This is a genomic window from Nocardia sp. NPDC004415, assembly GCF_053602435.1.
Genome location: NZ_JBSGDP010000022.1, coordinates 1 through 25,756, shown reverse-complemented (window position 1 = coordinate 25,756; position 25,756 = coordinate 1). Strand labels below are relative to the sequence as shown.

Sequence of the window (25,756 nt, the reverse complement as noted above, 5' to 3'; positions counted from 1 at the left end):
AGGCCCACCGGCAGCTGGCCCACCATCGGCAGGCCCACCGGCAGCTGGCCCACCATCGGCAGGCCCACCGGCAGCTGGCCCACCATCGGCAGGCCCTCCATCGATGGACTCGGGCCCCGGGCCCAGCTCGCCCGGCTCACGCCCGGGATGTTCCCTGACGGGCGGCCCGGCGGGCAGGTCCGCCACCGGCCGGTAGAACTCGTCGGCCAGCTCCGCCAGCCGCCGGATCTGCTCGGTCCTGGTCCGGATCTCCTCGCGGATGGTGGCGATCTCTGCGGCCAGTTTCTCCGGGGTCAGCCCCTCGTGCTTCTCGATCTTGCCGTCGCGGTAGGCCTCGTAGACCTTGGTGAAGGTGGCGTCGTCGGCGGTGGAGATGTCGACGCCGACCAACCGCGCCCAGTCCCGGTTCGGTTGCGGGCGTGGATCGTTCGGGTCCACCGGCAGGTCGGCGCCGTAGGCGTGCGCGAGGTTGTCCGCGATCAGGGCGGCGAAATCGAGCGGGTCGCCGCCGGGCCGGGCGGTGTCGGCCAGCTCGCGCAGCGCGTGGACCGCGTCGGCGTCGTAGATGTGCGGGTCGCCGGTGGTGCGCGGGTCGGCGGAGGAATCGCCCTTGGGCACATCCTTGTACGGGTCGATCGACAGCAGCGCGTCGGCGTAGGCGGTGAGCGCGTCGAGCACGTGATCGCGCTGACCGAGCCGGTGCAGCCGCATGACCCGCCTGCGCAGCGCGGTCGGGTCGATACCGGTGTCCGCGGGCCGGAACGACGACCTGCCGTGCCGGTCGGTCTCGCTGATCAGCGGGCGCAGCGTGTCCGGATCGCCGGGGCTCAGCGCCTGGATCAGCGCGTCCTGCGCGGCCCTGACCGCGGCCTTGTCGATGTTCTCCAGCTGCTGGGAGTAGCCCGCGGTCCGTTGCGGATCGCGCTGCTGACCGGCGAGCAGATCCTCGAACTGCTGGTTGCGCAGCCCTCGCCGCTGCTGGGGATCGGCCAGCGCCTCGGCGATCCGGCGCGGGGTGAGTTCGGCTTCCGGGATGCCGAGCCGGGTCGCCAGCTGTCCCCGTGCGTCACCGATCAGATGGAAGCTCTCGATATCGGACATGGTGCGCGCGTAGTCGGCCAGCGCCTCGGCCTGTCCCGCGCGGACCGCGTTGTCCAGGTGCAGCGCGCGCACGGTGTCGGCGATGGCGTCGGGATGCAGTGCTGCCGGTCCGAGCTGCAATTGCCGTGCCAGGTCGACGATTTCGCGCACCATGTCGGCACGGTCGCGCGGTGTGGGCGGCGGCTCGGGTGTCGGCTGGACCGGACGCCACTCCCCGTCGTCGCCACGCAGCATCGTCACCTGGAGTTCGGCGCCGTCCACAACGCGCCGGATGTGCTGGACCTCCGGGGTCGCCAGCGGATCGAGGAAGCGCTGCCCGGCGCCGTCGTCGTGGGAGACGCGGAAGTCCGGTGTCAGCACACCGTTGTTCACGTCGACGGCCAACTCGGGATGGTCACGCAACGCGCGCGCCAGCGCCTCTTCGCGGTCGAGCGCACCGTCGACCACCAGTAGCCGGTCGGGCCCACCGTCCGGATCGGGCACCCGCGCGACCTGATCGCCGTACATGGTGCCGACCGGCGGCGTGCCGTCCCCCTGCAGGAGTGGCTGTGCGGCGGCGACGAAATCGGCCAGATTCCGGGCCCGCTGCCGCGCCGACTCGCGTAGTTCGTTCAGTGTCGGTTCCAGCCGGTCGCCGGACAGGTCACTCAGATCCCGCCCGAACATTGCTGCCCAGCTGGACAATTCGTCGCGCAGCTGGTCGCGGCGCAGCGCGTTCTCGAAGAACTCGCGGGCACGCGCCTGGTCGCGGCCCGGCTCGCGATCGTCGGAGAAGCTCGCCCATTCGGGCAGCCGGTCCGCGCCGTTGCCGACCCGGTCGTAGTCGCGCAGCGCGGTGTCGCCGTCGAAGGCGACGATCAGATCGCGCAGGAAGCGGCCGAGCGGATCCTTGTCGAGGAAGCTGGCCTCCGCCGAGAACGGCACGGCCCGCGGCTCACTGGTGTCACCCCAGTAGTCGCGCCGCGGCGGCGTGGTCTCGTCGTCGAGATCGTCGTAATCGGCGGTGTCCTGGCGTGGTTCGCCCGAGTCGAGCTCCGCGCGACGGCCCGGCCCCGCCACGGTCCGCTCGTCCGGCGCGCCCGCCGGTTCGGTGTCGAGGGGGTGATCGGCGCGCCGGTAGGGCCGGGTCTGTTCGGCTTCGGCCCGGTGGGCGGCGTCGGCCAGTCCCTCGACCGCGCCGATCTCGCGCAGCACCCGGTGGGCCTGCCGGTCGATCGCGGCGCGCACATCCCGCGGGCTGTCGCTGTCGAGATCGATGCCGAGACGCTGGGCCATGTCGGTCAGCGATTCGCCCTCCGGCGGCGGGCCCGGCTGCTCGGGCGGCCGCTGCGGATCGGGCAGCGGCGCCTCTTCCATGGCCCGCGCCGTGTCGGTGTCGATGAGCCCGTTGAACTCCAGGTCGTCGATCAGGTCCTGGCGCAATCGGGGGTCCCGGCTGGCGCCGAACAGTTCCTCGAGGATGGCGCGAGCCTCGTCGGGGTCCATCCGGTGGGCCAGCAGTTCGCTGATCACCGTGTCACGCACCGCGTTCGGATCGGCGTCGGTGATCCACGGCCGGTACTCCGTGCCGTCCGGGAAGTAGACCGGGTGGTAGTCGCCCGCCGTGTCCTCCTGGCGGCCCATCATGCCGCCGATGATCGGCAGGTGTTCCCGGTTGTGCCAGACCGTCAGACCTTCCTTGCCGATGCGTGCCACATTCAGGGCGGGATCGGCGGGTCCCGGCGGCGGGGCACTGACCACCGGGCCGTCCGGCACGGGCGCCGGTGCGGCGGGTGGGTGCGCGGGCGGCGGGTCGGTCACCATGCCGATGCCGCCGGTCACGCCATCGCGAATCGCGGTCTGGCCGCGTCCGTCGAGCCCCGAACCGGACGGGTACTTGAGATTGAGGCCCTCGAAACCGCGATTGAGCCGATCGACCCACTTGCGCAGGTCACTACGGGTGTCCAGCAGCTCGGGATCGCTGTTGTGCGCGGGCGTCTGCGCGGGGTCGGCCGCACCGTCGTCGCGCGCGACGATCCACTGCCCGTCGTCGAGGCGCACATGCAGCGCGACGACCTCACCGTTGTCACCGAGCTCGACACGAACCTCCCGCACCGGCGGCTCCGGATCGGCGAAATCCGGTCTGCGCGAGGCGGATTCGTCGTCGGCGCCCAGCCAGTCGGTGTCCGGCGTCCGCGCCGGATCGGCGTCGGGCTCGCCCATGTAGTCGGTGGTGACATCGTCGCCGGTAGACCGGTCGATGGTGGTGGGGTCGGCGCCGAAGGGCAGCGGCACGTCGGCGAGCAGGTCGACCCCGTCGCGGTCGAGCAGCAGCTCGGTGACGGTGACCTTCCCGTTCTCGTCCGCGTGCACCAGCCGGTACTCCACCCGCAGTGTGCCATCCTCCATGGCCGCCCGCAGCTGGTCCACCGCGTCGCGGATCGCCCGGCCCTCGGGGCTGTCGGGATCGATGCCGCGGGCCCGCATCTGCTCGGGGGTCTCGTTGAGCAGCAGGACGAGATTGCGGTCCTTGTTCAGGATGTGGCGCAGGTACTCCGGTGAGCCCTGTTCGGCACTGATGACCTTGGACCCGCCGAGCGTCGCCCCGACCCCCTTGGCCTCCACGACCAGCAGCGTCGGCCCCGGGTCACCGTCGGACGCCGGGACGTAGGACGCGATGTCGACCACCCCGGCCCCGTCGAACGCGCCGTCGAACGGCGAGAGCTGGACCGCGCCCGGCCGGGCGTCCGGATCGAGGGCGTAGTCCAGGCCCGCCAGCTCACCGAGCTTCTTGGAGACCTCGACCATTTCGCGGCCCTGGTCGTTGTAGTCGGTGGCGACGTCTTCCAGATCGCCGAGCAACGCGCGCTTGCGGGTCCGTTCCTGCTCGCTGAGCGTCGCGTCGGCGAGCAGCTCCGCGCGCAGGCTCTTGATCTTCTCCGACAGCGCCTTGGGCGCGAGTTCGTGCTTGTCGGTCAGCCCGAACTCTTTCATGATCTTCGCGAGTTCTTTGCCGGTGTTGTTCCGCTCGGTCTGCAACTCCAGTCGCCGCGCGGAGGCCTCGCTCAGCTCCGCCGCGCGTTCCGGGTCGCGCACCTCGTAGGACTCCGAATCGCCCTTCTGCACGCGATGCTGGTAGTCGGCGCCGGTGAGATGGTCCTTGAGGAACCCGCCCGCGCCGTACAGCCGGAAGTCGACATTGCGTTTGGTGCCGGGGGCGTCGTCGTTGTGATGCCAGCTGCCGTCCGGGTCGCGGAAGCTGTCGGGCCGGTCGCCGGGGCGGTGCAGTCTGCCGTCTTCGCCGCGGAACATGCCGGGCGGCACCGGATCGTCGTCGCCCATGAAGTCGGTCTCGGGATACTCGGGCGAGACCAGCCGGGGTTCGAGGGGCTCACCGTCGCGCGCCGACTGTTCGATCTCGGCATGGCGCAACGGGTCCACCCGGGGCGCGCCTTCGTCGATGATGTGGCCCGCGGTGCTCTCGGTGCCCTGCACCACCCGGGTGCAGTTGGCGCAGCACGGCGCTTCGGCGGCACGGCTCGGCACGTAGGGCGAGTTGAGGATGGAGGCCAGGCCGTCGAAATCGGTCGGCAGCTGGTCGTCGGGTCCCCGGCGCCGGTTGAGCAGTTCGCGGTCGTGCAGGGCGGCGTTGGTGCCGCGGATCTCGGCGTGGCCGAGCGGGTTGTCCGCGTGCGGGAAGTGCTGCCGGTCGCCGCCGTTGTGGTAGACGTCCTCGGGGTCCTGGTAGCGGGAGACGTTGTCGTGCAACGTCGGATGCAGCTCGGACGGATGGATGCGCTGCTCGGAGGTGCCGTTGGCGGCCTCGTAGACGCGCCCGGTGAGCCGGTCGATCGTGATCGACGAGACGTGACCGCGCCGGGAGGCGGGCAGCCGGTTGGCCTCGGCCTTCTCCAGGCGCTTGGCGGGCGAGTTGCCTGCCTCGGCTTCGGCCTTGTCGGCGGCGAGGAAGGTGTCGAGGGCCTCCTTGGCCGCTTTGGCCTTGTCCTTGGCGGCGGTGAGGCCCTCCTCGGCGGCGCGCACCCGGTCCTCGGCGCCCTCCACCCCGGCATCGCGGTCCTTCTGGGCGGCCTTGAGTTCGAGTGCGGCGTCGCGGACACCCCGGCCCGCTGCCGCCTTCTCGGTTTCCAGGGCCTTCTGCTGGGCTTTGTGCTGCTCGTATTCGGCGACCAGGGCCGTGTCCTGCGTGGACGCGTCGACGAAGGCCCGCCCGCGCTCCTCGCTGAGCCGGTGCGAGAACTCGTCGATCGGCTCCCCGCCGACATGGGTGATCCGGCGCGGGTCGCCCGTGGTCCGCACCATCGGGTCGTTCACGTCCAGCACACCGAGCAGGTGCGCGTCCACCCCGGGCGTCCGGCTGAACGGCGCGTTGACGGTGCCGACCTCCGGTGTCAGGAACGACATCGCCGCGGGGCGCGTCGGCGGGTCCTGATCGCTCATGAAGTCGACGAGCTCACGATCGCGGGACGGGGTGTCGCCGTCGAGTGTGTCGCGCGGATCGGTGGGATCGGAATCCGGTTTGGTAGTAGGTGTTTCGCCGGTCGTGGTCGCGGAGTCGGGGCTGAACGTCCGCCACTGGCCGCCGCGATCGATCACCGGATCGGAGCCGGGTTCGCGCCGCACACCGACCCGGTCGGTCGGCGCGCTGACATCCACGCCGAGCTGATCCGCGATGTACTGCGCCCAGCCCGCGTCATTGCCCGCATGGCACGACAGCAGCCGAATGGGCGTGCCCTCGGTGTAATTCGGGTTGTTCCGGATCGCGTCGACGATGTCGCGCGGATGGACCGCGTCCCTGTTGCCCGGTGTCACCGAACCGTCGCTGCGGCCGTGCACCACCACATCGTGCGCGCCGTCGTTGCGGACGTTCTGGCTCACCCGGTGGGTGCGGGCGTCGTCACCGATCGCGGTGCCGGTCGGATTATGGACGACGCCTTGACCATTGGGCAGATGGGCGTCGGGGACCGGCGTGATGTCGTCGCTGTCGGGGCGCGGGTGTCCGCTGTCGTCAGCGCGGTCACGCGGGGAAGCGGCGTCATCACCCGGGTCGCGGGGCAGGCCGCTGTCATCGGTGCGATCTCGCGGCATGCCGGCCTCGTCGCCCGCGCGTGGACGCGAGGAGGAGTCGGCGCCACCGGGGCGTACCGGACGACCCGTCTCCGTACGCGGCCGTGCGGGGCTCGCGCCCGGGTCGGCGCCGGCCAGCGGCACCACGGGTGCGACAGCGAGCGGGTCGGACCGGACCTCGGCTTCCCCGGCTCGCACCGGGAGCGCGGCGTCTTCCCCCTCCGCTCGCACCGACGTCGCGCCGCTCTCCCCCTCGACTCGCACCGGCGGCGCTTCGCCCGGCGCGGCCCGCAATCCCTGGAGCGGGGTGTCGGCCAGCCCGGCGCCGCGCTGTTCGCCGGCACCGGCGCGCGATTCCTCCCCGGCGCGGACTCCCGGCTCGTTCACCTGATCTGCATCGGAATCCGCCGTACGCGACGTATCACCGCCGAGTTCCGGTGCGCTGGAACGAATATCGGAGCCCTGGACGCCGTCCGGCATCCCGGCCCGGACATCGCTCGCCCCGGGCCGCGCCGCGGGAGTACCCGCCTGCTGGCCCGGCGTGGACGGGGACTGCGCGGGCGTGGCTGGCTGCGCGGGGGTGGCCGCGGGCTGCGACGTCGAGGGCGGCGCCGACTGGCCCGTGACCGGCGCCTGACCTGTCGCGGCGGGCGACGGCGCGCCCGTCGCCGCCGGACCCGCACCGGTCATCCCGGCGGCCAACGGCGCCCCACCGGCCTGCGTGGTCGTGTCCCGGCCCGTCATCGGCGCGTCGACCTGGGTGATCGGCTTGCCGGTCGACGCCGCGTCGGTGCGAGTCCCGTCATTGACATTCACACCATCGGCGGGTGCGTCGGCCTCCCCTGCCCGCGAATCGTTTTGGCTCGAATCAGCCTGTGCGGCAGGGCTTTCTCCGTCGGCGCGCGCACCGGAGTCCTGGCGTCCGCCGTCACCGGACTGCTGCGATTCGCCGGTCTGCGCCTCCGGCCGGGCATCCTGACGCGCACCGCCGCCACCGCCGTCTTGTCGGTTCTCGCCGGTGTCCTGACGTGCCTCGCCCGCACCGGAATTCGTGTCGGACGGGGCATCGGCTTCCGGCGACTGGGTGCTGCCCGCGGGCCGCATCGACTGGCCGCCGTCGTCGGCACCGGCACGGCCCTCACCGGACCCGCCGTCCATGCCGTCCTCGCCCGCGCCGACCCGGACCTTGTCGTCGCCGCCCGCGCCGGTGGCACCGTCGTCGGCGCCCGCCCGGTTCTCGCCTTCGCCACCAGGACGGTTGGACGAACCATCGCCCGCTCCCGGAGTCTGGTCGGTCCCGAAACTGCCCAGGTCATAGCCGGGACCCATGGCCTCGCGGACCCGCGAACTGAAGCTGGGCCGCTCGAACAGGCCCGGATTCATCTTCTGCCAGGCGGAATTCGCGCCCGCCTTGTTCAGGCCCGACAGCCCGCCGTTGGTGGCGCCCGCACTCCACATCAGCGGGTCGGAGGCCGCGGTCTGCAGGTTGTTCCAGGCCTGATCCCAGCCCTGGGTGAAACCCTCGTAGGCGAACTGGCCGAGCATGCCGCCACCCGCGCCGACCAGACCGGCACCGGTGCCGGTGATGGCGCCGCGCAGCCACGGCGCCATGCTGTCACCGAGCCGCTTGCCGAGGAAGTCACCGAACGGTCCCGCCGCCAGACCGCCTGCGGCAGAACTGACCGCGGCCGACTTGACCTGATCCCAGTTGATCTCCTTGCGGTGGCCCTGGTCGACCTGCCACTGCTGCACACCGAGTTCCTGCAGGGTGCCCAGGGCGGTATCGATCGCCACGTGCTGAGCGAGGAACTTCAGGACGCGGGTCAGCACCGCCTTCGCGCCGTGGCGCAGGATCGCCGCCACCACCCGGCCGAAGATGGTGCGCGCCACCACCCGGGTCACCGCGATCGCGGCCGCCTCCACCGCGGGCGCCGTCGGCGGAAAGATCCACGCCGCAGCGATTTCCAGCGCCAGCAAGCCCAGCGAGGACAGGAACATGATCTTGGTGTATTCGATCTCGGTGCCGGTCTGATACACCGAGTCACCGAGGATGTCGAACAGTTCACCGAGCTTGGTGACCGACTGGTCACCGCGCGCCATGCCCTCGAAGGCCGCGAGCATCTTGTCGACGCCCTCGCCCTGCGGATATGCCTTGTACGCAGCGTCTTTGGCGGCATCGATGTCGTCGACCAGGCCGCGCAGACTGTCGGCGGCCGTGCGCCAGTCCTCGGCCATGGCCCACATCTCGTCTTCGTTGCCTTCCGGCCATTCCATGCCGGCGAGAATCGAGAGCCAATGCAGCCCGGAGGGCAAATCGATCATGGGGGGCTACGTCACCAACTCACGTCCGTGAACGTCGCCATCGCCCCTCATCCTCCAAGCAAGTGGTGCCCACCCGAGCACACCACAAGTCGTTCGCCTGTGCAACAGAGTGGCAGTCATCGGCGAATCCGCCGTAACCGCAATATGAACGGGAAACGTCCGCCGCGAAGCCCGCCGCCGTCGGCTCGGTGGACCACGCCGGAGAACTTGACGGCTATGCGGAGCACGCGAAGGATCGGGGCCATGGAATTGCAGCCGGTGGCCATGTACCGCGAGATGTACGAGGGCACGCACGATGAACTGCCCTCGGTACACACCGCGGCGACCGGTGTCGTCGAGCCCGATCGCAAGCAGATCCTCGACTACATGCGCAAGGTCCGCGCCATCTTCGATGTCATGGGCTCCTCGGACCACCTCTTCGCCGAAGGCACCGATATCGAAGGCGGGCCCTCGCTGTATTCCGACGGCGTGTGGATCTGGCGCGAGGACTCCCTGGAATACCTCGCCGGACAGCCGCTGCTCCTGCCCGCCGAGTTCGTCGAGCGCGTGCGCTCCTTCGACTACACCCCGCAGACCTTCGACACCCGCGACCCCGACTTCGACGCGGCGTTCCTGTCCTATTTCTGATCGAGAGGAAGGCAAGCCAATGGGCAACTGGCGCGCTCTGCCCGCCGGCGAGGCGGCTGATCTCGCGGGCGCACTGCACACCCTCGACTGGTCGTGGGCCATCGACGACGCCCCCACCGTGATCGAGAAATTCGGCTGGCAGATCCTGTCGAGCCGTCCCCGCCGGATCATGCTCGACATCGGGTTCGGCCCCGACAGCGGCGCCATTCGCGCCAAGGACGGTCAGGTCACCGGAATCGAGCTGCAGCTCAGCGATTTCGCCGACGCGGATCACGACGCCGAGGTCGGCACGGCATTCGACGACATCGCCGCGGCGATCGCAGGCAGGCTCGGCGCCCCCACCGCGCGGGTCGCCGGTCCGCCACCGCAGATCCGGTGGACCGGAGCACGGGCCACGGTCGTGCTCGAGCGCTCCGCCGCCTCGGTGTGGCTGTACTTGCTCACCAATGCCCGGCTCGCCGCCGACGACCGCAATATCGCGCTCGACGAGCAGGGCCTGCTGTGACCGACTGGTCCCAGTTCGCCGCCGGGCTCGCCGCCGAGCTCGCGGCCGCACCCGACACCACCGTGCTGGTCATCGGCGAATCGGCGGCACCCGGGGCCCGCCGCTTCGCGCAGTTCCGCAAGGACGGTGACGCGGTGTCGGCCGAACTCACCGGCGACGAATGGCTCGAGCCCGGCTTCCGCCCCGGCGACGACGGCACCCGGGCCATCACCGAGGCAGGCTGGCACCGGCCCGACGAAGCCCACATGGGCAACTGGTGGACCGAATTCCCCTGGCCGGTCGCCACCGAGGACTACCGGCGGCTCGCCGCGAGCACCGTCACCGGACTCCGCGACGGCTTCGGCATCGCCTCACCCGCCGCGCTGGTCTACCAGGGCTGGGTCGAACGCGCGGGCAACAGCGATCTGCACCTGCCGGGCCTTGGCATCCGCGACGCGGCTAGGTGAGCCCGTTGCGGTTGCCCTGCTCCATCTTGTCGATGTAGTCGGCGCTCTCGGTCTGGCCGTCGGCGAAGTCGGCCATGGACTTGGCCATGGTCTTGACGTTGTCGCTGGTATTGGTCCAGGACGAGTCGTAACCGTCGTCACCGCCGGGGCCGTCGTTGAAGCTCTGGCCGAGTTTGTCGTTGCCCCAGACGTTTCCACGGCCGTTGAGCGAACTGTTCAGCGTGTTGATGATGGTCGTGAGTTGATTGCTGACCCCGCGCGACTTGCCCGCCGCGGTCCGGAAATCGTCGGCGTCGTATTCGAACGTGCCCATCGCCCTCATCCCTCCACGAGTGGTGCTTCGAGCACACCACAACACTTTCGCGTGCGCAACAGCCTCACACAGCCGGGCGAATTCCGCATGGCGCCACCGTGAACGGCCGGTGCGCCTCAGACACCGGCCTCCCAGTGCGCCTCCACCCGCGACATCATGCGCTCGATCGAGGCATTGATCTTGTCGGTGAGATCGGCGCGCGACATCGCGGTGGCCGTGGGGTTCTCGTGCGGCAGCTCGATCACGTAGCGGCCGTCGGCGGGCAGGTCGCGCCACACCAGGATGTCGCGATGCATGCCGCGCGAGCCGAACATCGATTGGTTCTGCAGGATATTGATGGTGCCCGTGCGCTCGGCCGGACGGTTGAAGAACTCGGTGCTGCGCTCCACGATGGAGGTGTCGGCCTCCTCGAAGAACATCGACGGGCGGTGATCGTAGTCGTCGAGGGCGTCGCCGGTGTCGGTGACGAGTGGGATGATGCCGCCCGTTCCCGCGCCGGTGTCGGGCATCAGGCCGACGATCGCGTCGGCCAGCCCGTAGGGCCCGATGTCGACCACGGTGTAACCGCCACTGTGCGTGGGCGTTTCACCCGGCAGCTGGTAGATCAGATACCCGTTGACACCGGCCCGCGCCGCCCGCGCCTTGAGCCAGTGCCCGGCCTCGTCGCGCGCGGCGTCCTTCCAGCCACGCAGCCGCACATAGGCTTCCGGCCGCTCCAGCACGTCGAACACCGAGCGCAGCGTCGGATCGACCGTGTGCTGCAACCGCTGCCAGGTCTGGTACTTCTCCTCCTCGTAGTCCTCGTGCAGGCGAGTCGTGGACTGGAAGGTCAGTGGGCGCGGCAGGTCGGTGCCGACGAATCGCTGCCACAGCACCCGGAACTCGATATCGGTGAGCTCCCATTTCTGCGTCATGCCTGACCTTCCGGGCGCGCGTGCGCGAGGGAGCCGGTGGCGCCGACGTCCACCGATTCGACCGGCGCCTCGAGCTGCTGGACGGGCGCTTCGGCCGCCAGCGACTCGGCGACCAGGCCGGTGAGCGGGGTGACGACATCATCGAGCCCGGACAGGTTCGAGAAATCGGGCAGCGAGGTGCGCGGGAACGCGTCGGCGGTCGCGGATTCGGTGGTCTCCCCGGCCACCGCGGCCCCGTCGGTGGCGTCGGTGGCGTCGGTGGCGGGTACGGCGGTCTCGATGCCGAGCAGTTCCGCCAGCGGGGACAGGGCGGGATTGTCCGCGATCAGCTGGTTGATCTCGGGCGACTGCGACAGCAGCTCGGCCAGGTCGGGGAACTGGCCGAATAGGTTGCCGAGCTGGGTGAAGTCGGGCAGGCCGGAGGTGGCGCCGGTGTCGGTCGCGGTCGAGGACACCTGCTGCAACGCGGTGGCCAGCGACGGCAGCGCCTGGGTGAGCGAAGAGACCGCGCCGGTGACCGCCGACATCACCGAGGACAGAATGCCGGACATGTCGCCGGAACCGGAACCGGTCGAACCCGACGAGGAACCCGTCGATCCGGTCGAGCCGTTGGACCCCGCGATCTGGCCGTTCGCGCTCTGCTGCGAGCCCCCGGTGCCGCCGCCCTGCTGCTGCAGGGCCGCCGCCGCCTGCTGGGCGGCTTGCTGAGCGGCCTGTTGCTTGGCCACGTCGGCGGCCGACTGGCCCTGCTGCTGGCTCCCGCCGCCGGAATTACCACTGCCGCCGGAACTTCCGCTGCCACCGGAATTGCCGCTGCCGCCATTGTTTCCGGCGTTGTTGCCATTTCCGCCGTTATTGTTGTTGCCGTTGTTATTGTTATTGTTGTTGTTTCCGTCGTCCGGTTTCGTCACCGGACCCTTCGGCGCGGCGGGCTCCGCCGCCGCCGGGAACAACTTCTCGGTGTTCATCACACCGTTGACATAGTGCCGCTCGTACCGATCGCGGTTCTCCTGCAGATCGTCGTCGCACTTGTCCTCGGTCTCGATCGGCATACACACCTTGGTCGCGTACAACCAGTCCGCCGTGTACTCGAGGTTCTGCTGCATCATCGTGAAGGAATCGCTGGCGACCATCGCCGACTTGCCGAACGTGCTGATCGCCGCCAGCGCCGCGTCACCGCCCTGGCTCTCCCACCGGTCGCTGGTGATCTCGCCCAGCTTCTGCTCGAGGTTGTAGGCGGCGCCGTGCACGGCGTGCGCCATCGCCTCCCAGATCGGCGCGTCGTTGGCCACTTCCTGCCAGGAGATCCGCTGACCGAGGTCGTACATGTCGCGCCAGGACATATTGTCCGCGGCGCGGACCGGGATCCGCACACCGACCGCTTCGGCCGTCGCGGTGCCCGAGTGCTTGGGCACGTTCGCGGTCTCGATGTCGTAGTTGTGCTTCTCCATCTTGATGTTCATCTCGTTGCCGGAGACCTTGACGTCGACCTCCCAGTGGTCCGGCGTGTACCCACCGGCCCGCGACACCTCCCCCGCCATGTCCTTGGCGCCGGGCGCGGAGTTCACACTGCCGAGCTGACCCTTGAGCGCGGCGAGATTGTCGGCCGAACCCTGGTCGGTGTCGGTGTAGGACTCCCCCGCCGCCTTGAACAGCGAGACCAGGTCCTCGAGCGAGTCGATGTAGCGGCCGAGCAGATCCTTGGCCTGGGTGGCCTCGGCGATGAACTTGTTGCGCAGCGGCGGCCCGGCGTCGACCTGGCTGCCGCCGAGCTTGGCCTCGTCGTAGTTGTTGAGGTCGCCGCGGAACAGGTCCTGGCATCCCTTGAACACCTCGATCGCCTGGCTGCACGCCTTGGCGGCCTCGAGCGCGGCCCCTGTCTCGACCTTGACTTTCGCCTTGCCTGCCAACCCTGACCAGGGAGAATCGCCCACGCTCACCGCTCCTCGAAGCACCCCACCGACGACCCACGCAGCCGGTTCGATCGTCTCGCATTCTAGTAAGCAATGCGAAATATGCACAGCCACAAGGAAACAGGGCAACACCACCGGATGAACATCGGAGTTCGCCCCAACGATCCGGCACCCGGGGCCGATCTGTGACAGACTCGATCGAAGCGCAAGGGCCGCTCGGCGGCCGGATACCGACGAGTGATGAGGCCGGAGATTGACGTCGCGATGGAACTGCTCATGCCCGATCTGAGTAGCCTCGAGCGGCGCGTGGCGGTCGACCGCACCCAGACCCGCAACCAGCGGCCCGAGGACTACCTCCAGCTCGCGGGGTCGCTGACCGAACTGGCCCAGGGCCTGCTGGCCACCCGCGACGATCCCACCGGCCGCGACCGCACCGCCGAGGCGCTCGAACCCGCGCAGGAGGCCGTGGCGATCCGGCTGCACTGGCTGGTCGAGGGCTGGGTCTCCTACGAGTACGCGGGCGCGTTGCAGGACGCGCTGCGCCTGTTCGAGCAGGCCACCCGGTTGGTCGGGCACCGGCAGCTGGCCACCAACACCATTCGCAGCGCCTGCTCGGCCTATCGCCAGGTCGCCCAGGACTATCCCGAGGTGTCGGCCATGTGCGCCGACGGCCTGTCCAAATGCGGCGTCTGGCTGATGCGCCTCGACCACGACGCGGCGGTGGCGGCCACCGAGTCCGCCGTGCGCATCCGCGCCGCCATGTACGCGCGGGCCCCGGAGCAGCCGGGCAAGTACCTGGCCAGCCTGAGCACGCTGCTGCGCACCATGATGGTCGGACGCTCCCGCAAGCAGGCCATCGCGACCTACCGGGCCCTCTACTCCGAGCTCACCTCGCCCGCGGCCACCGCGCGACTACGCGAAACCCGCGTGGAGGAGCTCGATCTCACCCTCAAGACCACCCAGGCGCTGGTGAAGCTGGGCGCCACCACGCTGGAGAAGGCCGGGCGGCTGACCCAGCAGCAGATCCTCTACCAGTCGGGCGGCGACCTGGCCACCATCGACGAGATCAACTGGCGCCTGGCCCTGGTCGGGCTCAAGCCGCTGGCGGCGGGCGCGATGCCGGAGCCGCCCTCGCGACCGGTGGAGATCTCGGCGACCTACGGCGCGCTGGCCGTACGCTGCTCGGCCCCGGACGCGCTCGACCAGGTCCGCGCCGCCACCGTCGCCGCCTACGCGGCCGACGGCGCCACCCCGGTGGACGCTGGCCGCTTCGCCGGTGTCCACGAAAAGCACTGGGGCGTCAAGGAACCGGTGACCAACTCGGCCACCGAACTCGGCGCCGACGTAGTCCTGGTCGAAAAGGCTTCGGGCAGCTGGATTTCGGTGAAGAGCCTGAACTGGGAGATCGGCGCGCTGGCCAAGCATCCGCTGGCGGTGCGGCTTTCGGAGAAGTGGCCGGTGCTCACCGTCGCCACCATCGAGAACATCTCCTACGAGCTGTGCCTCTACGACAACGGCGTGGCCACCCAGTACGCCGCGCTCGGCAGGCCCGCCGGACAGGCCCCGCTCGACGCGCCACTGGCCCCGCTGGACTTCGCCACCCTGGCCGACTACGGCGCCGACTACGCCTCCGAGACACAGGTGCGCGCGGCCTTCGGCAATGCCCCGATGTTCGCCAAGGTCACCGAACTGCCGGGCAGCGGCATCCGCCAGGCCGCCGAGAAGGGCCCGCTCACCGACTTCGGCCCGAACATCCTGTTCTTCGGCAAGGACTGACCCGCCGGGTCCGCACGCGCCGTCACCGGGCATGATCGGTGGCTGTGCGAGTACTGCTGCAGCGGGTGACCAGTGCCCAGGTGAGCGTCGACGAGCAGGTCGTCGGCCGGATCGAGCCCACCGCCGCATCCGGCGGCCACGGCCTGCTCGCCCTGGTCGGCGCCACCCACACCGACACCGAGGCCACCGCGCGCGCCCTGGCCGACAAGACCTGGCGCCTGCGCATCCTCGACGGCGAACGCTCCGCCGCCGACCTCGACGCCCCGATCCTGGTGGTCAGCCAGTTCACCCTCTACGCCAACACCGCCAAGGGCCGACGCCCGTCCTGGAACGCCGCTGCTCCCGGCCCGATCGCCGAACCCCTCGTCGACATCTTCGCCGCCACCCTGCGCGAACTCGGCGCCACCGTCGAAACCGGCCACTTCGGCGCCCACATGCGCATCGACCTGACGAACGACGGCCCGGTCACCATCCTGCTGGAAGGCTGACCGGGCCGCGTCGAACGAGCAGAACTACTCCGGGCGGAGGGTGAGGATGCGGGGGCCGTCCTCGGTGACGGCGACGCTGTGTTCCCAGTGGGCCGCGCGGGTGCCGTCGGTGGTGACGACGGTCCAGTCGTCGTCGAGGGTCTTGGTCTCGGTGGTGCCGAGGGTGAGCATGGGCTCGATCGCCAGCACGGAACCGACCACCAGGCGCGGACCCTTGCCGGGGGCGCCCTCGTTGGGCAGGAACGGGTCCATGTGCATCTCGCGGCCGATGGCGTGGCCGCCGTAGCCGTCGACGATGCCGTACGCGCGGCCGTGCGCCTGCTCGGCGGCGCGCGTGCCCAGCTCGATGGCGTGCGAGACGTCGGTGAGGCGGTTGCCGGGCAGCATGGCCGCGATGCCGGTCTCCATCGACAGCCGGGTCGCTTCGCTCAGCAGTTCGTCGGCCTCGATGATGGTGCCGATACCGAAGGTCCAGGCCGAATCGCCGTGCCAGCCGTCGAGGATGGCACCGCAGTCGATGGACACCAGATCACCCTCGGCGAGAATGTCACTCGCCGAGGGGATTCCGTGCACGACCCGGTCGTTGACCGAAGAGCAGATCGAGCCGGGGAAGCCGTGGTAGCCCTTGAACGACGGGACCGCGCCCGCGTCCCGGATGGTGGCCTCGGCCACCTGATCCAGCTCCAGGGTGGACACGCCGGGCTTGGCCGCGTCCCGCACGGCGACCAGCGCCCGCCCGACGATCGCGCCCGCCGCCGCCATGGCGTCCAGCTCGCCCGCCGTGCGGAACGGCACGACCTTCTTCTTCCGGTTGAAGACCATCCGGCCTCAGTACTCCGATCGCTACTTGCCGAGAGCGGACAGCGCCCGCGCGTTGACCTCGTCGACCTCGCCGATGCCGTCGACGGTCACGACGAGACCGTCGTAGTAGGCCAGCAGCGGCTCGGTCTCCTCGCGGTAGACCCGCAGCCGGTTGCGGATGACGTCCTCGGTGTCGTCGGCGCGGCCACGGGCGAGCATGCGCTCGACCACGGTGTCCTCGGCGACCACGAAGCACAGCACCGCGTCGAGCTCGGAGCCGTTGTGCTCGAGGATCTTCTTCAGCGCGTCGGCCTGGTCGACCGTGCGCGGGTAGCCGTCGAGCACGAAGCCGTTGGCGGCGTCCGGCTCGGCCACGCGGGCCTCGACCATGCGGTTGGTGACGTCGCTGGGGACGAGGTCGCCCGCGTCCATGTACTTCTGCGCTTCGCGCCCGAGGGCGGTCTGCTGGCTGATGTTCGCGCGGAAGAGGTCTCCGGTGGAGATGTGCGGAACGCCCAGCTTCTCCGACAGCAGGACGGCCTGAGTACCTTTGCCGGCACCCGGCGGACCGAGCAGAACAACTCTCACTTGAGGAACCCTTCGTAATTTCGATTCATCAGCTGGCTCTCGATCTGCTTGACCGTGTCGAGACCCACACTGACCATGATGAGCACCGCGGTACCGCCGAACGGCAGGTTCGCCACCGCCCCCGAATTGCCCATGTCGAGGAACAGGTTGGGCAGCACGGCGACCAGACCCAGGTAGATCGAGCCGGGCAGCGTGATCCGGCTCAGGACGTAGTTCAGGTAGTCCGCGGTCGGCTTACCGGGCCGGTAGCCCGGGATGAAGCCGCCGAACTTCTTCATCTCGTCGGCGCGTTCCTCCGGGTTGAAGGTGATCGCGACGTAGAAGTAGGTGAAGAACACGATCAGGCCGAAGTAGATCGCGATGTAGACCGGGTTGCCCGGGTTCACCAGGTACTTCTGGATGATCTCCTGCCACCAGCTCGGGTCCGTGGCCGTGCTCGACCCGGTCAGCTGAGCGATCAGGTTGGGCAGGTAGAGCAGCGAGGACGCGAAGATCACCGGGATGACACCGGCCTGGTTGACCTTCAGCGGAAGATAGGTCGAGGACCCGCCGTACATCTTGCGGCCGACGACGCGCTTGGCGTACTGCACCGGAATCCGGCGCTGACCCTGCTCGACGAAGATCACGGCCACGATGATCACCAGCACGGCGGCACACACCAGGCCGAAGACCAGGCCACCGCGGGTGTCCAGGATCGCCTTGCCGTCCAGCGGGATGCGCGCGGCGATACCGGCGAAGATCAGCAGCGACATGCCGTTGCCGACACCGCGCTCGGTGATCTGCTCGCCGAACCACATGACCAGCGCGGCACCGGCGGTCATCACCAGCACGATGATGATCATGCCGAAGATGCTGGTATCGGCCAGGATGTCCTCCTGGCAGCCCTGCAGCAGCTGACCGCGCGCCGCGAGCGCGACGAGACCGGTGGCCTGCAGGACCGCGAGCGCGATCGAGAGGTACCGGGTGTACTGCGTCATCTTGGTCTGGCCTGCTTGGCCTTCCTTGCGCAGTTCCTCGAACCGCGGGATGACGACGGTCAGCAGCTGGATGATGATGCTCGCGGTGATGTAGGGCATGATGCCGATCGCGAACACCGACAGCTGTAGCAGCGCTCCACCGGAGAAGAGGTTGATGAGCTGGTAGATACCGGCGGACTCACCGCCGGAAACCAGCTTCACGCACTCTTGAACGTTCTGGTAATCGACACCGGGGGACGGCAGCGCGGCACCCAATCGGTACAGCGCGATCAACCCCAGCGTGAAGAGAATCTTCCGCCGTAAGTCCGGAGTCCGGAAGGCCGATACGAAGGCGGAAAGCACAAATCCTCCTGGCGAACGACATGGTCAGGCCATCAGCCGATGACGGTCTTGGCAGACAAAGCTTGTTGAGACTCTAACAGTGGCACCGGACGAGCTTTCGACTCGTCCGGTGCCTACTGCCGACTAGCCTACCGTCAGGCCAGCTCGGTGACAGTGCCACCGGCAGCGGTGATCTTCTCCTTGGCGGAGCCGGTCACCTTGTCGGCGGTCACCTGGACCGCCACGCCGATCTCACCGTCGCCGAGGACCTTCACCAGCTCGTTCTTGCGAACGGCGCCGGCAGCGACGAGCTCGGCCTTACCGACCGTGCCGCCCTCGGGGAACAGCTCCGCAATGCGGCCCACGTTCACAACCTGGTACTCCACGCGGAAGCGGTTGGTGAAGCCCTTCAGCTTCGGCAGGCGCATGTGCAGCGGCATCTGGCCACCCTCGAACGCCGGGGAGACGTTCTTGCGGGCCTTGGTGCCCTTGGTACCGCGACCGGCGGTCTTGCCCTTGGAACCCTCACCGCGACCCACACGGGTCTTCTCGGTCTTGGAACCCGGCGCAGGACGCAGGTGGTGCAATTTGATGGTCATGTCAGACCTCCTCAACAGTTACGAGGTGGCGCACGACGTTGATCAGACCGCGGTTCTGAGCGTTGTCCTCGCGGACAACGCTCTGACGGATCTTGCGAAGGCCCAGCGTACGCAGGGAGTCCTTCTGATTCGCCTTGGCGCCGATGGTGCTCTTGATCTGGGTCACCTTGAGATCAGCCATGGTCAGGCTCCCTGTCCCGCACGCGCACGCAGCATGCCCGCCGGAGCGACATCCTCGATCGGCAGACCGCGACGGGCGGCAACCTCTTCGGGACGCTGGAGCATCTTGAGCGCGGCAACCGTCGCGTGAACGACGTTGATCGCATTGTCGCTACCGAGCGACTTGGCCAGAATGTCGTGAATGCCCGCGCATTCGAGCACGGCACGCGCCGCGCCGCCGGCGATCACACCGGTACCGGGCGAAGCCGGACGCAGCATGACGACACCGGCCGCCGCCTCACCCTGAACCGGGTGGGTGATGGTCGAGCCGATCATCGGGACGCGGAAGAAGCCCTTGCGAGCCTCCTCGACACCCTTCTGGATGGCCGCGGGAACTTCCTTGGCCTTGCCGTAGCCGACGCCGACCAGACCGTTGCCGTCACCGACGATCACGAGGGCGGTGAAGCTGAAGCGACGACCACCCTTCACGACCTTGGAGACGCGGTTGATCGCGACCACGCGCTCGAGCTGGTTCTTCTCGGCAGCGTTGTCCCGACGGTCGCCGCCACCGCGACGATCGCCACCACCGCGACGGTTGTCGCGGTTGCCCTCGGGGCCATTGCTGTTCTGTCCGGCGGGTCCGTTGCCGCCGTCACGCCGCTGACGTCCCGGCATCAGACGTTCCTTCCGTTCGAAATAACAGTCATCAGAACTTCAACCCGCCTTCACGAGCGGCATCGGCCAGCGCCGCGATACGGCCGTGGTAGTCGTGACCACCACGGTCGAACACGACCGACTCGATACCGGCAGCCTTGGCACGCTCGGCGATCAGCTGACCGACCTTGGCGCCCTTGGCGGACTTGTCGCCCTCCAGCGCACGCACATCGGCCTCGATCGAGGACGCGGCGGCGATGGTCTTGCCGACCGAATCGTCGACGAGCTGGGCGTGCAGGTGCCGCGAGGAGCGGTTGACCACCAGGCGCGGACGCTCGGTGGTGCCGACGACCTTCTTGCGCAGACGGAAGTGACGACGGGTCTTGGACAGCCGACGCTTGGTCGAGACGTCCTTGCCCAGCGGAATCCGCTTGGCCTTCTGGTTAGCAGTTTGCGCCATGATCACTTACCCGTCTTTCCGACCTTGCGGCGAACGACCTCGCCGGCGTAGCGGATGCCCTTGCCCTTGTACGGGTCGGGCTTACGCAGTCCGTGGATGACAGCGGAGATCTGGCCGACCTTCTGCTTGTCGATGCCGGACACAGAGAACTTGGTGGGCGATTCCACCGCGAAGGTGATGCCTTCCGGGGCCTCGATCGGGACCGGGTGGCTGTAACCCAGGGCGAACTCGAGGTTCGAGCCCTTGGCGGCCACACGGTAACCGACGCCGAAGATTTCCATCTTCTTCTCGTAGCCCTTGGTGACACCCTCGATCATGTTGGCGATCAGGGTGCGGGAAAGGCCGTGCAGCGAACGGTTGGCGCGCTCGTCGTTGGGACGGGCCACCTCCAGCTCGTTACCCTCACCCTTGGTGACGGTGATCGGCTCGGCCACGGTGTGCGACAGGGTGCCCTTGGGCCCCTTCACCGTGATGACCTGGCCGTCGATGGTGACGTCGACGCCGGCCGGAATCTCGATGGGCTTCTTACCAATACGCGACATTAGTCCTGACCTCCCTTACCAGACGTAGGCGAGGACTTCGCCGCCCACGCCCTGCTTGGCCGCCTGACGGTCGGTGAGCAGACCGGTCGACGTGGAAATGATCGCCACGCCGAGGCCGCCGAGGACCTTGGGCAGGTTGGTGGACTTCGCGTACACACGCAGACCCGGCTTCGAGACGCGACGCAGGCCCTGCAGGCTGCGCTCACGGCTGGGGCCGTACTTCAGATCGACGACGAGGGACTTGCCCACCGGCGCGTCTTCGGTGCGGTAATCGGCGATGTAACCCTCGCGCTTCAGGATCTCGGCGATGTTCGCCTTGAGCTTGGAGTGCGGAGCCTTCACCTGATCGTGGTACGCCGAGTTGGCGTTGCGCAGACGCGTCAAGAAGTCTGCGATCGGATCAGTCATGGTCATGGTTAGACCTCGACACCTTTCTCGCTGCGGTTCCCATGCAGCATCTCCGCGCTCTCACGCGGCGACCGTGGGCCTACAACAATTCGGCTGGTCCGGGCGGCACTTACCGACCGGATGAGTACTCTTCACGAGCGCTCGGCGCCCGGCAACGACCCGCACACGCCCAGCGTGTAGCGGGCACAGATCTGCCCAGGCAACCGCTCTAGTGTAGGCAACGCCGTGGTCAGGACCAAATCCGGGGGCCGGGTCAGGCGGCCGGGATCGGATCGCGGCTCGCGCGGGCGGTGAACAGGACGCCCACCCCGGAGACGGCGGCCGCGACCAGCAGCATCTGATCGCCGCCCACGATCTCACCGAGCACACCACCCAGCAGCGCGCCCACCGCGAAGGACCCGTACTGCACCGCGTAGCCGAGCCAGTCCCTGGCGCTGCCGCCGCTGACATGGCTCTCGATGCCCTGCCCGAGTTTCACCACGGTGCCGGTGACATAGCTCAGCGGCACGCTGACCTCGCCGTTCTTGACAAAGGCGGTATTGAGCGCGCCCACCGCGAAGGCCACGAAGGCGATCGGGATGAACCCGACCTCCTGCCCGCCGGAGCGGTCCAGCGCCCAGTCCACGACGGCGGCAGCCACCAGCGCGACCGTGGCCACCACCGTGGCGCCGTGGCGGCTGTCGCGCCACACCCGCCTGCGCAGCAGCGAGGCCACGAAGACGCCGAGGCCGAAGGACAACAGCAGTGTGATGGCGCCGGTGGCGAGCAACTGATCGTTGTCGAACCAGCCGAGTACAGCCCGCTCGGTATTTCCGGTCATGAAGGTGACGAAATATCCGGCGGAATGCGTATAGGCGGCCGCGCCGATGAATCCGGCCAATATCGAAAGAAAGACGACCATCGGCATCGCACCCTCCGGCATGCCCCTGAGCGGGGGCCGGTGGGCCAGGTCACGGCCCGTTTCCTCTGTGGTTACAGTCACAATCCCACTTCCTCCGTTGTCATCGGAAATTAGGGATCGTCATTGACACCCGTTCTCGACACATTTCGTGCGGCGATTTCGACAGTAGTGGCATCGGTGCCGTCCGACCACCGCCGAATGCGATTTATCGGCAAGAACACAGAATTATCGTAATTGCGTAACCTCGCGTTTACCGAACAATGTGAAACAAATACCCGATGACGTGCGCCGATTCCGATCATCGGGCCGAATTCCCTTCGACGCCAACTGGTTTCCCGAAGTAAGCACGTGATAGCTTCGGTTGGTTCGCCCGATTCGCAGGAGGCTCGGCAGGTGTATTCGCGTTCCGCGCGCCGTGGAACTCGCCGGGGCTGGGCCGGTGTTCTCGCTGTTCTCCTCGGAATCGGCTCGCTCACCGTCGCGTCCCCCGCGCACGCGGCCGACCCCTACCTCGACCCGCTCGCCGAAGCCGCCACCACACCGCGGCTGGCCTGGTCGGACTGCGCGGACGGGTTCTCCTGCGCCTGGGCCCAGGTCCCGCTGGACTATCACGACCCGCACGGCGCGCACATAGACCTGGCGGTGATCAAGCTGCCCGCCACCGACCCCGCGCGCCGCCTCGGCACGCTGTTCGTGAACTTCGGTGGCCCGGGCCCGTCGGGTGTCGACCGGCTGCGCGAGCGAGCGCACTGGCCGTGGCTGTTCTCCGACGAGCTGCGCGCCCGGTTCGACCTGGTGTCCTGGGACCCGCGTTCGGTCTCGCGCAGCGCGCCTGCCAGCTGTTTCGCCTCGACCGAGGAACAGCAGCAGTACTTCGCGACCTTCCCCGGCACCCCCACCGGCCCCGCCGAAGAACCCGGGTTCCTCGCCCGCTCGGCCGATATCGCGGCCCGCTGCGCGGCGACGGCGGGCCCGATCCTCGCGCACGCCTCGACCACCAACACCGCCCGCGACCTGGAACTGCTCCGTCGCGCGGTGGGCGACGCGGCACTGACCTATCACGGCATCTCCTACGGCAGCCAGGTCGGCGCGGTCTATGCCAATCTGTTCCCCGGCCGGGTGCGGGCGATGGCTCTGGACGGCTCCCTCGACTTCGAGGGCAGTGCGAACGGCCACGGCACCGACGGCGCGAACCTGCCGCTGGACACCCGCCAGGGCGTGGCCGATGCCATGGCCGAGACCTTCGACACCTTCCTGCGCGACTGCGCGGCCGCCGGACCCAGCTGCGCGTTCTCGGCCGGGAACCCGAAACTCAAGTGGATCACCCTCGCCGAGCGGGCCCGGGTCGCGCCCATCGTGGTCGACGGCACGGAGTGGACCTACGGGCAGATCGTCACCGCCGCGGGCAGCCTGGCCCGGCCCGACACCTACGCCGACCTGGCGAAACTCTTGCAGCAGCTCTTCGACGCGGGCACCACACTGCTGCCCGCCGTCACCCACGACACGATCTTCGAGCGCGAACACCCGGGCAATCGGGTGGAGGCGTTCTATTCGATCCAGTGCGCGGACTCCGCGGTGCCGACCGATCCTGCCGTCTACCAGCGCGTCGGCGCGATCGAGGAGCTGCGCGTGCCGTACTTCGGCCGCACCGCCGTCTCCAACGCCACCCCCTGCGCCTTCTGGCAAGTCCGCGACGCCGACCGCTACACCGGCCCCTGGAACCGCGAGACCGCCGCCCCCATCCTGGTACTGAACAGCCGCTACGACCCGGCGACGCCCCTGCGGGGAGCGATCGCCGGAGCCGCCCAGCTGGCGCGGGCGCAGGTAGTGGTGGTGGAAGGCGCCGGCCACAGCAGCATGTACGTGGCCAGCACCTGCGCCGAACACGTCAAGCGCGACTATCTGTTCACCGGCCGGCTCCCCCCAGCAGGCCTGGCCTGCGGCATCGACCACTCCCCCTTCAGCTGACGCCCAGCAGACGACTCAGCGCATCACACACGCCGGGCCGAGCAGCTCGCCGGCATGGTTCTCCGCACTCCCCGCGAGTATCAGGAAGCCGCCGATCGGGCTGCACAGCACATCCAGGCTCGACGAGCCGGTGTCGGCCACAGGCTCCTGAGCCTGCGCGGTCACCGCGGGCGCGAACACGAAAAGGGCGAGAGCGGAGGACAATACGAGCTTCTTCATAGCCCCACCCTGCCCGCTCGCTCCCGCCCCACGCACGACCCGACTTGCGGGGGCGCACCGACAACTACGAGAACAAGCAGAGCAGGTCGTAGAGCGGTGGCTTCTCCACACTTCCGGTGGAGAACAGGAACTGCGCGATCGGCGAACAGATCAACTGCGTCTCCGACGACCCCGAACCACCCGACCCGGAATCCCCCGACCCGGAATCGGCGACCGGAGCGACCGGGCCGGGCACATTAGCGACGGGGGCGGCGGAGGCGACCGCCGGTGCCCCGGCGAGCGCACAGGACAGAACTGCGGCGGTGACGATCTTCTTCATCGGCACAGCGAACACCACTCCGGCACTCCACGTAGTGAAATGGAAACATTTCATCCATTGGCTCCGCCGGCCTTCCAAATGCCCGATGGCACGGACTTCGCCCGGAAGTCCGTGCCATCGACAGCACCTGTCAACCGACCGCGCGATCTGCCTGCCGCGCTCACCGCACGACCTGTCGGAGGGCAGACCTAGGCTCGGGGAAACGAATCACGAGGGGGATCCACATGACCTACGACGACAGCAGCTGGCACTCGGACTCGACATCGGACCTGGGCCTCGAACAGGAGGCCGCCGCCACCCACATCGGGATGTTCTACGCCTGGGCCGTAGCCAACGACCTGCACTCGCTGACGGCTCCCGTCTGGGGCGAGCCCGAGGAACGACCCCGCCCTGAACTGGCCATCCTGCACAACCGCGCCAAGACCCCCGGCCGATACTGCCTCGACCACCTCTGCGGCGAACTCAACGTCGGCGACCTCAACCCCCGCGGCCAAGCCTTCATCCAGGCCGCCTACGACCACTATCTCGCCGCTTACCAAAACCTCCCCGAGATAGCCCGCCACGAAACCATCTACCACGCCCCGGACACCTGGCAGACCTACGAGGCCGTCGCCCGCCTACTCGACGAGATCTGGGCGGAATGGACACGCGAGCACTGACCAGCCCGCGACCATCATGACGCCATGGTCACCGGCCGACGCCACCGAAATAGCCATCGACCATCCGTTCCCGACCACCATCGCCTGGTCCGAGCTGTCGCTGTGATCATCGCGGGGCTCACCTGCCTCCCCTACCTAGTCGGGCGAGTCCGATGAGCCTTCTTGCCCATTCAGGCGTATGGCGCCGAAGCGCAAGAGCGGCAAGGTTGGTTGATCGACGCCGAGCCGTGCGCCAAGGTTGCCAACCGCCGAGCGTACGTACGGGTACACGGCCATCACCCCCACCTTCTCTGTGAACTCACGAACGATTTCAGGCACCACGGCCCCCGGCGGAGAGAGAGTGAATACCGCGCCGGCGTCGACCTTGTACTGCGCGCCACCCCCGTCCACAGTGACCTGGCAACGGATCTCGATCTCGGCTTGCTCGACGCGGCTGACCACCTGCATCGAAAGCCGCCCCTCCTTCGAGTCCGTCCGCGACGCCGCGACTTCATAGAATCGAACGTCCGTCAGTTCCGCGTGGTCAACCAAGTCCTGGACGTCCGCGTAAGCACGCGTCTCGCCGGTCGCCTCGCTCATGCTGCCAGCGAAAACTGCTGTGCGCCCACTGGGGCGTAAACGTCGTCACTCTTCAGCGCGACGGCAACCAGCGGACTGTAAGAGCCCCTATCGGGTTCGGTTGCTGAGTCGTCGCCAACAGATCAGTGCCGCA

Annotated in this window: 24 protein-coding genes; 7 read left to right on the top strand and 17 right to left on the bottom strand. The window is 68.7% G+C overall.

All coding sequences use genetic code 11. The features are described 5' to 3' along the window. A partial coding sequence (locus ACWEMY_RS13330; protein ID WP_452390227.1) for a WXG100-like domain-containing protein occupies positions 1 to 8,487 on the bottom strand: 8,487 nt, incomplete at its 3' end. Positions 8,488 to 8,730: 243 nt separating this feature from the next. Here ACWEMY_RS13330 and ACWEMY_RS13325 point away from each other — a divergent pair. From ACWEMY_RS13325 to ACWEMY_RS13315, 3 genes are read left to right on the top strand one after another with little or no spacing between them, the layout of a single operon-like run. Beyond that, positions 8,731 to 9,114, top strand: a complete 384-nt coding sequence (locus ACWEMY_RS13325; RefSeq protein WP_452390226.1) for a hypothetical protein — start codon at positions 8,731 to 8,733, stop codon at positions 9,112 to 9,114. Positions 9,115 to 9,133: 19 nt separating this feature from the next. Then, a complete protein-coding gene (locus tag ACWEMY_RS13320) occupies positions 9,134 to 9,619 on the top strand; it encodes a DUF6301 family protein (protein WP_452390225.1) in 486 nt (161 codons plus the stop codon). Further along, entirely contained in the window at positions 9,616 to 10,065 is a 450-nt protein-coding gene (locus ACWEMY_RS13315) for a TY-Chap domain-containing protein (protein WP_452390224.1), read from the top strand. Before ACWEMY_RS13320 ends, ACWEMY_RS13315 begins: the two co-directional genes overlap by 4 nt. On the opposite strand, the gene ACWEMY_RS13310 is transcribed toward ACWEMY_RS13315, so the two are convergent. The 3 genes from ACWEMY_RS13310 to ACWEMY_RS13300 all read right to left on the bottom strand — a co-directional run bounded on the left by ACWEMY_RS13310 (position 10,058) and on the right by ACWEMY_RS13300 (position 13,226). Continuing rightward, positions 10,058 to 10,378 (bottom strand): hypothetical protein, encoded by a 321-nt coding sequence (locus ACWEMY_RS13310; protein WP_375934261.1) that lies wholly within the window; start codon positions 10,376 to 10,378, stop codon positions 10,058 to 10,060. The two genes, ACWEMY_RS13315 and ACWEMY_RS13310, sit on opposite strands and share 8 nt — an antisense overlap. Before the next feature lie 116 nt (positions 10,379 to 10,494). Further along, complete coding sequence (locus tag ACWEMY_RS13305; RefSeq protein ID WP_452390223.1) at positions 10,495 to 11,292, bottom strand: ESX secretion-associated protein EspG; 798 nt, start codon at positions 11,290 to 11,292, stop codon at positions 10,495 to 10,497. Then, entirely contained in the window at positions 11,289 to 13,226 is a 1,938-nt protein-coding gene (locus ACWEMY_RS13300; protein WP_452390222.1) for a hypothetical protein, read from the bottom strand. The genes ACWEMY_RS13305 and ACWEMY_RS13300 overlap by 4 nt, the downstream gene beginning before the upstream one ends. A 219-nt stretch (positions 13,227 to 13,445) precedes the next feature. Between ACWEMY_RS13300 and ACWEMY_RS13295 the strand changes: the two genes are divergently transcribed. Next, on the top strand, positions 13,446 to 14,981 hold the full coding sequence (locus ACWEMY_RS13295; RefSeq protein WP_452390221.1) for a hypothetical protein: 1,536 nt from the start codon (positions 13,446 to 13,448) through the stop codon (positions 14,979 to 14,981). 44 nt (positions 14,982 to 15,025) lie between these two features. Continuing rightward, positions 15,026 to 15,469 carry a D-aminoacyl-tRNA deacylase gene (gene dtd / locus ACWEMY_RS13290; protein ID WP_375935692.1) on the top strand — a complete coding sequence of 148 codons (444 nt, stop codon included), beginning with the start codon at positions 15,026 to 15,028 and terminating at the stop codon, positions 15,467 to 15,469. Between the two features lie 24 nt (positions 15,470 to 15,493). Here the strand turns inward: dtd and map are convergent, their stop codons facing one another. From map to ACWEMY_RS13240, 10 genes are all read right to left on the bottom strand, one after another. Next, positions 15,494 to 16,291 (bottom strand): type I methionyl aminopeptidase, encoded by a 798-nt coding sequence (gene map / locus ACWEMY_RS13285; RefSeq protein WP_375934249.1) that lies wholly within the window; start codon positions 16,289 to 16,291, stop codon positions 15,494 to 15,496. A 21-nt stretch (positions 16,292 to 16,312) separates the two neighbouring features. Beyond that, positions 16,313 to 16,858 (bottom strand): adenylate kinase, encoded by a 546-nt coding sequence (locus ACWEMY_RS13280; RefSeq protein ID WP_278264887.1) that lies wholly within the window; start codon positions 16,856 to 16,858, stop codon positions 16,313 to 16,315. Beyond that, entirely contained in the window at positions 16,855 to 18,177 is a 1,323-nt protein-coding gene (gene secY, locus ACWEMY_RS13275) for a preprotein translocase subunit SecY (RefSeq protein ID WP_452390220.1), read from the bottom strand. The genes ACWEMY_RS13280 and secY overlap by 4 nt, the downstream gene beginning before the upstream one ends. A 134-nt stretch (positions 18,178 to 18,311) precedes the next feature. Next, on the bottom strand, positions 18,312 to 18,755 hold the full coding sequence (gene rplO, locus ACWEMY_RS13270; protein WP_232996647.1) for a 50S ribosomal protein L15: 444 nt from the start codon (positions 18,753 to 18,755) through the stop codon (positions 18,312 to 18,314). A 1-nt stretch (position 18,756) separates the two neighbouring features. Beyond that, positions 18,757 to 18,936: a 50S ribosomal protein L30 gene (rpmD, locus tag ACWEMY_RS13265; RefSeq protein ID WP_019045070.1), complete on the bottom strand. Its 180-nt coding sequence runs from the start codon at positions 18,934 to 18,936 to the stop codon at positions 18,757 to 18,759. 2 nt (positions 18,937 to 18,938) lie between these two features. After that, a complete protein-coding gene (rpsE, locus tag ACWEMY_RS13260) occupies positions 18,939 to 19,589 on the bottom strand; it encodes a 30S ribosomal protein S5 (RefSeq protein WP_278264885.1) in 651 nt (216 codons plus the stop codon). A gap of 31 nt (positions 19,590 to 19,620) precedes the next feature. Then, a complete protein-coding gene (gene rplR / locus ACWEMY_RS13255; protein WP_030200461.1) occupies positions 19,621 to 20,028 on the bottom strand; it encodes a 50S ribosomal protein L18 in 408 nt (135 codons plus the stop codon). A 2-nt stretch (positions 20,029 to 20,030) separates the two neighbouring features. Further along, entirely contained in the window at positions 20,031 to 20,570 is a 540-nt protein-coding gene (gene rplF, locus ACWEMY_RS13250; protein WP_375934240.1) for a 50S ribosomal protein L6, read from the bottom strand. A 15-nt stretch (positions 20,571 to 20,585) separates the two neighbouring features. Beyond that, positions 20,586 to 20,984, bottom strand: coding sequence for a 30S ribosomal protein S8 (gene rpsH, locus ACWEMY_RS13245; RefSeq protein ID WP_375934237.1), 399 nt, complete (start codon positions 20,982 to 20,984; stop codon positions 20,586 to 20,588). A 247-nt stretch (positions 20,985 to 21,231) separates the two neighbouring features. Further along, positions 21,232 to 21,960 carry a YoaK family protein gene (locus tag ACWEMY_RS13240; RefSeq protein ID WP_452390219.1) on the bottom strand — a complete coding sequence of 243 codons (729 nt, stop codon included), beginning with the start codon at positions 21,958 to 21,960 and terminating at the stop codon, positions 21,232 to 21,234. Positions 21,961 to 22,272: 312 nt separating this feature from the next. On the opposite strand from ACWEMY_RS13240, the gene ACWEMY_RS13235 reads away from it, so the two are divergent. After that, entirely contained in the window at positions 22,273 to 23,847 is a 1,575-nt protein-coding gene (locus ACWEMY_RS13235) for an alpha/beta hydrolase (RefSeq protein ID WP_452390218.1), read from the top strand. Between the two features lie 15 nt (positions 23,848 to 23,862). On the opposite strand, the gene ACWEMY_RS13230 is transcribed toward ACWEMY_RS13235, so the two are convergent. Both ACWEMY_RS13230 and ACWEMY_RS13225 read right to left on the bottom strand, forming a co-directional pair. After that, a complete protein-coding gene (locus ACWEMY_RS13230; protein WP_452390217.1) occupies positions 23,863 to 24,066 on the bottom strand; it encodes a hypothetical protein in 204 nt (67 codons plus the stop codon). A 64-nt stretch (positions 24,067 to 24,130) separates the two neighbouring features. Then, positions 24,131 to 24,385: a hypothetical protein gene (locus ACWEMY_RS13225; RefSeq protein WP_452390216.1), complete on the bottom strand. Its 255-nt coding sequence runs from the start codon at positions 24,383 to 24,385 to the stop codon at positions 24,131 to 24,133. Positions 24,386 to 24,609: 224 nt separating this feature from the next. Between ACWEMY_RS13225 and ACWEMY_RS13220 the strand changes: the two genes are divergently transcribed. After that, positions 24,610 to 25,044, top strand: a complete 435-nt coding sequence (locus tag ACWEMY_RS13220; RefSeq protein ID WP_452390215.1) for a DUF7832 domain-containing protein — start codon at positions 24,610 to 24,612, stop codon at positions 25,042 to 25,044. Positions 25,045 to 25,179: 135 nt separating this feature from the next. Here the strand turns inward: ACWEMY_RS13220 and ACWEMY_RS13215 are convergent, their stop codons facing one another. Continuing rightward, on the bottom strand, positions 25,180 to 25,623 hold the full coding sequence (locus ACWEMY_RS13215; protein ID WP_452390214.1) for a SecB-like chaperone SecBL: 444 nt from the start codon (positions 25,621 to 25,623) through the stop codon (positions 25,180 to 25,182). Positions 25,624 to 25,756 lie beyond the last annotated feature (133 nt).

Bases quoted from the DNA above. Each gene is read 5' to 3' on its own strand.
- rplO (WP_232996647.1), bottom strand. From the start codon at position 18,755: ATGACCATCAAATTGCACCACCTGCGTCCTGCGCCGGGTTCCAAGACC.
- ACWEMY_RS13310 (WP_375934261.1), bottom strand. From the start codon at position 10,378: ATGGGCACGTTCGAATACGACGCCGACGATTTCCGGACCGCGGCGGGC.
- rplF (WP_375934240.1), bottom strand. From the start codon at position 20,570: ATGTCGCGTATTGGTAAGAAGCCCATCGAGATTCCGGCCGGCGTCGAC.
- ACWEMY_RS13325 (WP_452390226.1), top strand. From the start codon at position 8,731: ATGGAATTGCAGCCGGTGGCCATGTACCGCGAGATGTACGAGGGCACG.
- map (WP_375934249.1), bottom strand. From the start codon at position 16,291: ATGGTCTTCAACCGGAAGAAGAAGGTCGTGCCGTTCCGCACGGCGGGC.
- rpmD (WP_019045070.1), bottom strand. From the start codon at position 18,936: ATGGCTGATCTCAAGGTGACCCAGATCAAGAGCACCATCGGCGCCAAG.
- rpsH (WP_375934237.1), bottom strand. From the start codon at position 20,984: ATGACCATGACTGATCCGATCGCAGACTTCTTGACGCGTCTGCGCAAC.
- ACWEMY_RS13220 (WP_452390215.1), top strand. From the start codon at position 24,610: ATGACCTACGACGACAGCAGCTGGCACTCGGACTCGACATCGGACCTG.
- ACWEMY_RS13295 (WP_452390221.1), top strand. From the start codon at position 13,446: ATGAGGCCGGAGATTGACGTCGCGATGGAACTGCTCATGCCCGATCTG.
- ACWEMY_RS13305 (WP_452390223.1), bottom strand. From the start codon at position 11,292: ATGACGCAGAAATGGGAGCTCACCGATATCGAGTTCCGGGTGCTGTGG.
- rplR (WP_030200461.1), bottom strand. From the start codon at position 20,028: ATGGCGCAAACTGCTAACCAGAAGGCCAAGCGGATTCCGCTGGGCAAG.
- ACWEMY_RS13215 (WP_452390214.1), bottom strand. From the start codon at position 25,623: ATGAGCGAGGCGACCGGCGAGACGCGTGCTTACGCGGACGTCCAGGAC.
- ACWEMY_RS13225 (WP_452390216.1), bottom strand. From the start codon at position 24,385: ATGAAGAAGATCGTCACCGCCGCAGTTCTGTCCTGTGCGCTCGCCGGG.
- rpsE (WP_278264885.1), bottom strand. From the start codon at position 19,589: ATGCCGGGACGTCAGCGGCGTGACGGCGGCAACGGACCCGCCGGACAG.
- ACWEMY_RS13320 (WP_452390225.1), top strand. From the start codon at position 9,134: ATGGGCAACTGGCGCGCTCTGCCCGCCGGCGAGGCGGCTGATCTCGCG.
- ACWEMY_RS13230 (WP_452390217.1), bottom strand. From the start codon at position 24,066: ATGAAGAAGCTCGTATTGTCCTCCGCTCTCGCCCTTTTCGTGTTCGCG.